At 33.4% G+C, this 9,143-nt stretch carries 8 protein-coding genes; all 8 read right to left on the bottom strand.

Annotated features, from left to right (window positions below; genetic code table 11):
- Positions 1-132 precede the first annotated feature (132 nt).
- A complete protein-coding gene (locus FCI53_RS20695) occupies positions 133-723 on the bottom strand; it encodes a hypothetical protein (RefSeq protein WP_138420887.1) in 591 nt (196 codons plus the stop codon).
- A gap of 318 nt (positions 724-1,041) precedes the next feature.
- Positions 1,042-1,482 (bottom strand): hypothetical protein, encoded by a 441-nt coding sequence (locus tag FCI53_RS20690; RefSeq protein WP_138420886.1) that lies wholly within the window; start codon positions 1,480-1,482, stop codon positions 1,042-1,044.
- Positions 1,483-2,189: 707 nt separating this feature from the next.
- A complete protein-coding gene (locus FCI53_RS21980) occupies positions 2,190-3,227 on the bottom strand; it encodes a sigma-70 family RNA polymerase sigma factor (protein WP_246050175.1) in 1,038 nt (345 codons plus the stop codon).
- A gap of 281 nt (positions 3,228-3,508) precedes the next feature.
- Positions 3,509-3,946 (bottom strand): GNAT family N-acetyltransferase, encoded by a 438-nt coding sequence (locus tag FCI53_RS20680; RefSeq protein ID WP_138420885.1) that lies wholly within the window; start codon positions 3,944-3,946, stop codon positions 3,509-3,511.
- Between the two features lie 124 nt (positions 3,947-4,070).
- Positions 4,071-4,616: a GNAT family N-acetyltransferase gene (locus FCI53_RS20675; RefSeq protein WP_138420884.1), complete on the bottom strand. Its 546-nt coding sequence runs from the start codon at positions 4,614-4,616 to the stop codon at positions 4,071-4,073.
- A 153-nt stretch (positions 4,617-4,769) separates the two neighbouring features.
- On the bottom strand, positions 4,770-5,135 hold the full coding sequence (locus FCI53_RS20670; RefSeq protein ID WP_138420883.1) for a hypothetical protein: 366 nt from the start codon (positions 5,133-5,135) through the stop codon (positions 4,770-4,772).
- Positions 5,136-5,778: 643 nt separating this feature from the next.
- Positions 5,779-7,575: a group II intron reverse transcriptase/maturase gene (ltrA, locus tag FCI53_RS20660; protein WP_138420882.1), complete on the bottom strand. Its 1,797-nt coding sequence runs from the start codon at positions 7,573-7,575 to the stop codon at positions 5,779-5,781.
- Between the two features lie 726 nt (positions 7,576-8,301).
- Positions 8,302-8,823, bottom strand: a complete 522-nt coding sequence (locus tag FCI53_RS20655) for a hypothetical protein (RefSeq protein WP_138420881.1) — start codon at positions 8,821-8,823, stop codon at positions 8,302-8,304.
- Positions 8,824-9,143: the final 320 nt, after the last annotated feature.

The following is a 9,143-nucleotide window of genomic DNA, read 5'->3' as shown; positions in this document are numbered from 1 at the left end:
ACTAAACGCAAAAAATCAGCCCTTTCAATAATATTAGGTTACTCGTATTTTCTTTTCCTGTTATACATTTCTGCCTTTTAACACAATAGGAGTTGCCCACATCGACAACTCCTTATTGAATATTCGCTCCCGTTAATTGAATAAGACATTTTCTATATATAGTACATCGTTATCGTGCAGGTATTTTTGAGTATCGCTATCAATATCAACAACTAAATTCACCCAAAAGTTATTAGATAAAATGTTTTCACCGTAATGGTCTCGGAACTGCTGTATATTAAAGACTAAATCACCTTGTTTATCCATTACACCGAATACATTATTTTTAACCGAACTCAACCATATTGAATTCAACTCTTTCAACTTAATTACTTTTTGTTTCATATCACCGTTAAGTTTGATTTGTACATCATCCAAGTTACTACTATCTATATTTTCCTTTCGAATCATTCCACTAAAAAAGGCACTTATTTCTTGAGCAACTCCAGCAGTCGTATTTTGCGTCGTCCCGTTCTCTATATGTCCAAATCTTTTAGCCATACCATTATATTTTTGATAAAGTTCCATTAGAATACCGCTATTGTGTGCCATTAAGTAAGCGTCACCTTTAGTTATGACTTCTTCATCTAATATATTTACATATATGTTTTGACTATCAACAATTGCATTAGCTAAATCTTGCATATCATTTTTAACACTTACTGAGATATATTCTTCGTACATTTTTTTATCTTCATATTGGGAATATCCTATAAAAACTAAAACGACAATAACAAGTCCAACAAGTAACCCTTTATAATATTCCGTTCTAAAAATAGCACTTCACCCCCTATTCAGCCACCATAATTTCACCATAAAAATACAATACCCTTATTAAAGATTACTGCCCGTTACTTTAAGTACAACTATTCACATATTAAATTTAACATAAAGCTCCAATAAACCCTTGTTGCTTTCAAAGAAAAAGGAACGCCGATTGACGTTCCTCTTGTTTAACTCTTGCCCCCAATAGTTTAAGTACACTTTTTCACAAAGCCTATTTTAATTTAATATCTTCTTTGTAAATTCTTCATCGTTAAAGTTTTCTAATATATTCTCTTTTCTAGTTGTCTTTCTGACCTTTCCGTCCTCAAAATATTCAACAACTACTTTTCTTTGGTCGTCAATTAAGTAATCAATTGTTATACCCTTAATACCACCAAATTCAGTTTCTGTTACTTGTAGTATCTTGCTGTTTCTAGAAACAAACTTTTCAAAAGGTTTTGTGTCATATGTTTTTACATATTCACTAATTACTTTATTTGGTCTTAGTTTATTTGCTAAACTAAACACCTCTTTATATATGCTTTTTTCATTACTAATATCGACAAGTTCCTTTTCGTCTTCTGTTAGTTCTTCATTCTGATTGGTTGTGGCATTAGTACAACCAAATAATATTAAGATAAGAGGGAATATAATACTTACCAATATACTTTTTCTCACTATACCATCCTTTCATTATCAGAAATTGATTAGGGAAGGAATTTCTTTCTAGACCTTGTTGCAGTATTCTGCTTCAATAGTAAAATAGCGACTGTTACTTATTGAACAATAGCTACCTGTTAATAAAAAATTTAAATGCTATCTTTTATTACTTTTTACAAATTGTATAAACCAATATAGAGCTATCCAAGGTAATATATATCGAGTTATCCATTCAAAAAAACCGATAATAATATTGAATCCATCATAATTTAGTAAATTTAATACAATAAATATTACAACCAAACCAATTGTGCCATATAAGGAATATTTCATAGAACTCTTCCCCCTCCAATACACATCTTATTGAACATTCCTGCCCTTTAAAACATACGAGCTGCCGCAACATATCCTTTTTCAAGATTTGCTCCCGTTACTTTAAGTGTCACTTTTTACAATCTCCATCTCAACTACTAGCTTTTCTTATACTTTCATCCGAATCAACTGGTGTATAAAAATACTTGCTGGTTGCGATCCGTTAGGCAAAGACACAGAGGCATACTTGCACAAGCAGATGGACCAAAGGGGTATAACCAAATGCTCTAGCATTTACCTCTTATTAACCATCGCTTTTTCTGAGTTCGTTAAACGCTCTATCTCTCTATTAGATAGATTATGTATATGTAAATTATTCCTCTATTCAATGAATCATTTTAATTAGTAATATTCTATCCGACCAAAAAATTGCGTAATTGCGCTCTTGCTCGATGGATATTTGTTTTTACTTTGGAGAGCTTCCACCCTAAAACATCAGCGATTTCTTGGTAAGATAGTCCTTGAAACTCCCTTAAGATTAATACAACTTGATAGTCTTCTTTTAACCTTGATATGGACTTCGCCAACTCCTCATAAAGCTCTGATTCTTCCATATATCTTTCTGGCTGTTTATAGCTTTTTTGTTTAAACTCAAATTTCTGCGTATCAATGTTAATAAAGTCAATTCGCTTCTTTTTACGATACCAAGATACAAATGTATTGTGAGCAATCCGGTAGATCCATGCTTTTACTGATTTATCCTCATCTACAGATTGAATTGCATTTAATACTTTAATAAATGTTTCTTGACATAAATCTTTTGCAAGTTCTTCATTTCGAGTCATTCGATAAAGATACTGATAGATTTCCTTATAATAGAGTTTATATAATTGCTCTGATTGCGAATAACTTTTTGCAATGTTTACAGCTGAAAACAATACATGAAGATGACTTGATTGTACATGTTCCATTGTCGTCATTAATGAGATGGTTCCAGTAATAGTTTCAGCAAATTGAAACGGTATAGAAATACATGCAGTCTGTTGGAGACAAGTGTGATAATGTTCCTTGCCCAAAAGCTGAACAGGCTCCCCTAACTTTAAAGCCATAGATATTGCATTGATTCCAGCATATTCCTCATTAAATTGCACACCAGTCTTTATACCTAATAAATGAACTTGGTGTTTAATGGATTCATCGCCATACATTTCTATAATGCAACCTTCGCTATCAGAAATCACGATCAATACTGGAATAAAGCCTATATCCCGAATTATCTTTTTCATAAATTGCTTTTCAAAAGATAGGAATTCACTATATGTAAATCGTTTCTGTTCCAGCTCAACATTAGGCAACTTCTCGATAAGAATCGGTAAAACCTCTGGGTTTAGGTTATAGTCATTTTTACATTTCTCTCTTAATTTCATTAAATATTTCTGTTTCGTTGACATAAAAAAACGCTCCTGTTGCTATATAACGATCTTATATCTATTTTACCATGAGGATAGCAGGGATTATCAGTTCATTTATCTCATGAAAATCCTTCTACTTATTCATTTTCTGTTAACTAAACAAATACTATCAATTTATTCTTTACTTTTTCTTACATACAATAGGTATTTATTCCTCCTTTTCAGACCTTACTGTCATCTATTTGAATAAACATAGGGAGCTGTCCACTCGCCAACTCCTAGTTCCACTCTAGCTCTCCGTTAATGGAATAAAGAAAAAGTTATATAGGCAAACTCATACTAATTGTTCTGGTTTCAAACCCCAGATTTTCATATATTTTAATTGCTTTATTTCCTTCAAATACACTTAAACGAATTTCTGAATATCCTTCTTGTTTAAGTTGTTCAATGGCTGTTCTAATCAATTGTTTTGAGATACCTTTTCCTCTATATTCATCTAAAACAAATAATTCATAAATAAAACCAATTGTCTTATTTGAAAACTGGTCTTTACTACCACCTATAAGAATCCAACCCATCAACTTATTGTTTTCTGTTGAAATTAAATAATAGCTATCCTTCTTTAAAAGAGGTTGTACCAGTTGTTTTGCTTTTTCAATCGTTGGTTTCACTTCACCTAACGTTCCCTCAAATATCGCTTGAGGTGATAATTCCAATATCTTTTCAATTTCTAATTCACTTGGTTTTCTTATCTCCATTAAATTAACCTCCACAAACCTTTCAACTTTTATTTATGTAAATGAAGTTATTCAACTCTACTCCTCTTTAATTCAATAAGTGTTCCAGATATGCCTCCGTTACTTTAACCTAAAGCTGGAATTTTCACTTCCATTCATCAGATAAAAGTCCGTAAATAATATGGTTAACATAATGGTCATAAAGCCATTCTGCTTGTCTAATTTCACCTTCTCTTACGAATCCAAATCGTTCAGGTAATGCCCTGCTTTTTTTGTTTTCAACTGCGACTTTAACCTCAATTCGATTTAACTCAAGTTCCTTAAAACCATAATCTATTACTGCTTTAAATGCCTTTGACATTATACCTTTTCCTTGGAATTTTTCACCTAACCAATAACCAATTACACCAATTCGGTTAGCTTTATTTAAGTCATTAAATCCAATTGTACCAGCAATTTCGCCTCTATAAATGATAGCAAATGACTTTGGATAACCACCATTTTCTACAAACCCCTTAAGTCTAGCCTTTATGTTATTAGCAGAATCTTCAACACTCTCTATATAATCAAGCCAACCCAACCACTGTTTTAAATATGGTTTTGAATCAATTGTTAAGTTGTAAAATTCTTCTGCATCACCTTCATTAAATAACCTTAAAGAAATTTCTTCATCAATTTTGTATGTAAGCAAACCTTTCTCCCCCTCGTTGTCATCCCTATATTTTTACTTTTTCATCTTTCACTAAATCCTTCTTTAGCACAATATGAGCTATCGTTTCGACAACTCCTTGTTCCGCTATTGCACCCGTTAATGCAATAAGGAACATCCTTCAATATTAGTTATTTAGTTTAAATCATTTAAGTTTTCTTGAAATGTTTTATCATATGGTCCTACTGTTTTAATTGAAATTATTGGACTATTGACTTGATATCCTTGACCATCTTTAGTATCAAACGAAATTCTATAAACCTCGTCTTTAAGTATTAGGTTCCATACATTTCTATCTTCAACTTCAAGCATAATACTCTCTTTGGTTTGGTCAATTATTGTCAATACCTCTATATAATACTTAACACGGTTTTCTATCTTTTCATCTTTTTGAATTACCTTGCCAGTAATTATCATAGTTTTATCGAAATCAACATCGTCTTCTGATGAACAAGCTGATAGTAATATCAAACAAATCATCAATAATACATATTTCCGCATAAAATCCCCCTAATAAATCAGTCCCCCTGTTCCATTAACCTGCCCTTTACTTCGATAATAAAAAGGAGCTACATGTAATCGTCAACTCCTTGTTCCACTCTTGCACCCTGTTTGTTTAATATGAATTATCAGTTCTTTTATCGGTGCTTTTCCTTTTTGCATAATAAACCCAAATATAATATACAACCCAAAAAAATATAGGAGCTATTAGCAAATAGTACATTTTATTTTCTGGTAAAAAGTAAATTAGTAACATAGTAATTATTAAGAATGGTGGCGTTAGTATCCAGTAACGCTTATTTTTAAAGTGTTTGATTACAATTCACCTCCAGCCCATATATCCTACTCTGTTAGGACAAAAACAATTGTTTAATTATTAAAGATTATGCTTCTTTACTTTAAGTACAGTTACTCAGAATTGATTTTATCATAAAATTCCAATAATTTATTTAAAAAGAGAGGAACGTCTCCAATAATTTGACGTTCCCCTTGTTGTGGTAATGGTAGCAATAGGTAAGCGTTTGAAGTTATCTCCAGCTTTTCCCCTGCCCAACACGGAACGTGATAGTTTCCCATCATTCCGCGTGCCATCTAATGATATGTACTAGATTATAAGTTCCTTGTTACTTAACTAGACTTGAAATCACATGATTGTATTTAAACCGCACTTTTCACGATATGTGTTCAACTTGTTTAGCATTGACTTTGTAATATTAAATCCTTTTAAGCGTGAATGTATTGCCATTTCATCTGTTTGGTGTATTGCCGTATGTATGTCTTTGTGTAGAATTCTTAGGTTGTTAAAAGTGTCATCTCCACCTAGATGTAATGGGATGTAGTGGTGACAGTGTACTTCGTGAGCTTGTAGAAATACGCCTGTGATTTCACATTTCCCCATTTTCATACTGTATCGGCTAATACGATTATCCATATACTCAACACTTCGCGTTTGAATATTAGACTCCAATAATAACGCAATTTCGCGCTGAATATCTAAGCGTAGTTGCTTATGTATTCTCGCTCTTCCTTCTGATGTAAAAGGTGTTAGGCTCTGACTAAAGTTCATAGCATTTTTCGTTTTTACATCGGCTAACGGGAAGAGATAGACACTGGCTATTTTGAATGTCTTGGCTCCTAAACTGTAAAACTTCTTATACGTTGGCGGAGCGTTTGTAGGATGTCCAAACTTACCGACAGATTTAAAGCGGTTATATATAAATGGACGCACATCGTAGGCAAGTCGTGAGAACTCTGTGTAGACGTGGGTGGCACGATTAAAATAATTGTGGATGCCCAAGACAAAACTGTTAAACAATAAAGCGTTTCGAGTAGTTGGCGAGGCATTTAATTTTCGAACGTATTTTTTGAATGTTTCTTTGATTTTACGCTTTTTATTTTCTTTTAAGCCTGTGTGCGCTACTCTCTTTTCCCCTTTTTTATTCGCACGGATAGTAAACCCAAGAAATTCAGACTCTGTTTTTCTTAGGTTAATAACTTGAGATTTTTCTGGCGATATATCTAGTTTCAATCGCTGCTTCAAATATAATTTTATGGCATGATACCATTTCTGTGCCGTTTTCCAATCACGGCATAAGACCTTAAAATCGTCCGCATAGCAGACGAGGTAACCCTCTTTTAAGGTAGTTCGCTTTTTGGCATAAAGATCACCTTCACGGGACTTATAATCTTTGTGAAGAGGGAAAAACTCCCACTGTTCTGCAACCCAATGGTCTAAGTCGTTAAGCACTACATTTGATAGTAATGGTGATAACAAACCGCCTTGGGGTGCGCCTTTTGTAGGAACACCTTCTCCATCAATTTCAGCTTTTAGCATTTTGGAAATACAGACTAAAACCTGTCGGTCTTTGATTCCTAGATTCCAAAGCTGTTTCATTAGTAGGTTGTGATTGATATTATCGAAAAATCCTTTAATATCAATGTCCACCACATAATGAAGTTGAGATTGATTAATAAGGAATTGTACTCTTGCCATAGCATGATGTGTGGACCTTAACGGTCTAAAACCATAACTATGTTTGTAGAATCTAGCTTCCATGATTGGTTCAAGCACTTGTCTAAAGCATTGTTGAATAATTCTATCTATAATACATGGGATACCTAACGGTCTCCACTTCCCATTTTCTTTCTCAATCAGTTTCCGTCGTACTTTTTTAGGGCGATAATTCTTTAACTTGTTTTGAATTTCATTAACGACTTCATTTTCTGATAGCTTTTTTAAGTCATCAATCGTTTTCTTGTCTGTTCCCGGTGTCTTTGACCCTTTATTCGACTTGATCGTTCGATACGCAAGCAGAATGTTTTTCCTAGAAGTAATAATATCGTATAAATGAGAAAATGATTCCTTTCTAAACGATTTTTCATAGAGTTCAGAAAACGTATCTGTCATATCGTAGTAATCCCAATATCTTAGCGTTTGCACTGTGGCATCATCCTCTCTTAGATGATGTTCCCACATTCTTACCCGACCGGTGCAATTCACGTTAGGAAAATAATCATTCTATATTACTAGACTTGGGGCTATTCCTCCACTTCCATTACAGAAGTTTCTTCGGTCATGCCCCTACCTTCGCAAGAATAAATACATTTCAGCTTTTGCCTTATAGTAACCATCTAGGATAACAGTCCATGTATCGATGTTTCTTACTTCCCAAGTACCTTACAAAGTAGCTATCCATTCTAGAGGTAGGTGCTTCCTCTGAGCCTGTGAGCTTGATACCGCCGTTGTTCAGTATAATGTATTTCATAGGGTAGATTTTTACTCTACATCACTCACCTCTTCGTAAGAAGAGCCATAGGTTTCCTCTATGTTCTAACTTTAGACCCGTACCTTCGGAAGTTCGTCAGTTCTTTTCGCTATTAGAACTATTCTCACCATATCTAGTTTTTCAGCCATGCGGTCTATCTGTCAGCATACCCTTCTGTAAAGGTGGCTTTAGCTTTCATTCAACCGAATCTACCTGTGCTTCGAACCCTATAACCTGTTATTTATAACGCACGCAGGAGTATTGATGGAATAGTTTCTGGAAACGTGGTTCCGTCGTTCCTATTCTCCCTTGTAAAGTTAGAATTCATCTAGTGAATCCCCTGTATTTCACGCTAGAAACGCTTATTACAGAACTTGTCACACCTACCCGTTTGTTGAACATCACCACTCAATAATTACATTACATTCGTTATTTAAAACTTTGTAATGAAACTCTTCAGATTTCTCATATATATTATGTGGTAATTGCTGAAAAACGATATTTTCTTCATTTAATCCTACACTCGACTCGTACAGGGTATTTCCTTTTTCGTCCGACAGAGAATAAGTTACTATATCAGCATCGGGGTAATTGAATATTCCTCCCCATATTACCGAGTTAGAACTATTACCTACTTGAGAAGCTCTCACAAACTCATATTTTCCTTTTAAATCAACGTTTTTTGAATATTCCCCATTAAAATTATAGCTATAGCTTCCATTTTTCTCTGAAAAAGTATTTAAACTCATCATTGGTTGACCAGTATAATCTTCGTTTAAAAAAACAACAATATTATCGCTGTCATCTTGAACTAAGATTTTCACGTTTTCACGATCTGTTTTTTGTATTGCTTCATGAAGTGTTGAAGATGAACATCCACCTAAAATAAGTATAAAAATTAGTGATGAGTAAATTAGCTTCATTAAACAATTACTCCTTTATTAAGTTAGATTAAATATTGTTTAACAATCCTGTTACTTTAAGCACAGTTATTTTATCATAAAATTCCAATAATTAATTCAAAAAGAGAGGAACGTCTCCAATAATTTGACGTTCCTCTTGTTGTGGTAATGCATCCCGTTAGTTCAATGACATAGTAAGTTCATTAAAGAAGTCTGGAAAGACAAAAATTAAAAATAGTCCGAAAAACATCAATAAGATATATTTCTTTCTGTCTTTTCCTTCTTTTAATTCCCAAAGTCCTGTTGTTACTAAATATAAACCGACTACCGTGCATAATATC

The organism is Aquibacillus sediminis (assembly GCF_005870085.1).
Lineage (GTDB): Bacteria > Bacillota > Bacilli > Bacillales > Amphibacillaceae > Aquibacillus_E > Aquibacillus_E sediminis.
Note: the sequence above shows the minus strand (reverse complement) of the source record. Positions and strands in the feature narration are given on the sequence as shown.

Bases quoted from the DNA above. Each gene is read 5' to 3' on its own strand.
- FCI53_RS20695 (WP_138420887.1), bottom strand. From the start codon at position 723: ATGTACGAAGAATATATCTCAGTAAGTGTTAAAAATGATATGCAAGAT.
- FCI53_RS20680 (WP_138420885.1), bottom strand. From the start codon at position 3,946: ATGGAGATAAGAAAACCAAGTGAATTAGAAATTGAAAAGATATTGGAA.
- FCI53_RS20655 (WP_138420881.1), bottom strand. From the start codon at position 8,823: ATGAAGCTAATTTACTCATCACTAATTTTTATACTTATTTTAGGTGGA.
- FCI53_RS21980 (WP_246050175.1), bottom strand. From the start codon at position 3,227: ATGTCAACGAAACAGAAATATTTAATGAAATTAAGAGAGAAATGTAAA.
- FCI53_RS20670 (WP_138420883.1), bottom strand. From the start codon at position 5,135: ATGCGGAAATATGTATTATTGATGATTTGTTTGATATTACTATCAGCT.